General features: G+C 67.6%; 2 protein-coding genes and 1 pseudogene. All 3 read right to left on the bottom strand.

The window, feature by feature from the left end:
* Positions 1–163: transposase (locus tag ACFFIC_RS19040; protein ID WP_377053250.1), on the bottom strand; the 163-nt coding region annotated here is incomplete at its 3' end.
* 57 nt (positions 164–220) lie between these two features.
* Positions 221–655 (bottom strand): annotated as a pseudogene (locus ACFFIC_RS19035) (recombinase family protein); the annotation flags it as partial.
* Between the two features lie 21 nt (positions 656–676).
* Positions 677–1,239, bottom strand: a 563-nt coding sequence (locus ACFFIC_RS19030) for an IS630 family transposase (protein ID WP_377053248.1), incomplete at its 5' end; no start/stop codon positions are given.

The following is a 1,239-nucleotide window of genomic DNA, read 5'->3' as shown; positions in this document are numbered from 1 at the left end:
CTGACCCCGCCGGGGCACGGCCTCGCGCCCGCCAGTTCCGCAGCATCGATGGCTGCATCCCAACCTCCTTCGCCACCTGCATCAGCGGACGGCCACTGCTCTCCAGCAGCAACACTGCCTCCCGCTTGAACTCCTCCGTGAACTCACGCCGCGTCGTCGTCATCAGGGCACCTCGCTCCCGCAGGAGCTTATCTGAAGTCTCCACCAACACGGGGGAGGGTCAGTTTGCCTCTTCTTGACGCGCCTGGGCCGCAAGTGAGGCGCAGGGCGGCGGCGGTGGTAGCCAGCCCCTGTCCCCACCCAGCACCGCTCCCCGAGCCCGTGCCGCCACCAACGCCACCCGGGTGCGCTCCGAGATGAGCTCCCGCTCCTTCTGAGCCATTGCCGCATAAACACGCATCATCAGGTCGTCCGCCCCACGCATGTCGGCGGCTCGGATCGAGATCCCCTCCTCCAGCAGCCCTGAAAGCGTGTGGGCTCGCCGGGTGATCCGATCCAGGCGCGCTGCGACCAGCACCGCCCCGAGCTGACGGCAACGGGTCAGCGCTGCCTGGAACCCGGGTCGGCGGTCGTCCTTGCCCGAGGCGATGTCCTGGTGCTCGGCCACGAGCGTCCAGCCCTCGCGTTCGACGAAGGCGCGGACGCTCACCTGCTGCGCCTCAAGAGCTTTTTCACCTTACTCGAACGCATAACCTGAGTTGGCGAGGTAGTTCCTGCACTCGGCCGGGTTGAAGGTGCTGAGCAAGTGCCCGATGGTGATCCAGAGTGCCTTACGGGTGCGCGCTTCGGCCCTTCGGAGCAGCGCCTTCAGTTTGGCGAAGACCTGCTCGATTGGGTTCAGGTCGGGCGAGTAGGGCGGCAGGTAGAGGAGGCTGGCGCCGGTGGCGCGGATCGCCTCGCGTACACCAGCGACCTTGTGGGCGGCGAGGTTATCCAGGACCACGACGTCGCCCCTGGCCAGGACGGGTGCGAGGAACTGCCTGACATAGGCGAGGAACGCCTCACCGGTCATGGGCCTGTCCAGCACAAGCGGTGCGACAAGGCCGGTGCTGCGCAGCCCCGCGATGAAGGTGGTGGTGCGCCAGTGGCCGTGTGGCGTGGCATCGACCAGGCGCTCGCACCTCGGACCCCAGCCGTAGCGGCGGACCATGTTCGTGGCGGCGCCGGTCTCATCGAGAAAAACGAAGCGCTCGGGGTCCATGTAGCGCTGCCAGACCCGCCAGTGGCGTCGATGGGCCG

It is taken from the genome of Muricoccus vinaceus, from assembly GCF_042433125.1.
GTDB classification, from domain to species: Bacteria; Pseudomonadota; Alphaproteobacteria; order Acetobacterales; family Acetobacteraceae; genus Roseomonas; species Roseomonas vinacea.
Note: the sequence above shows the minus strand (reverse complement) of the source record. Positions and strands in the feature narration are given on the sequence as shown.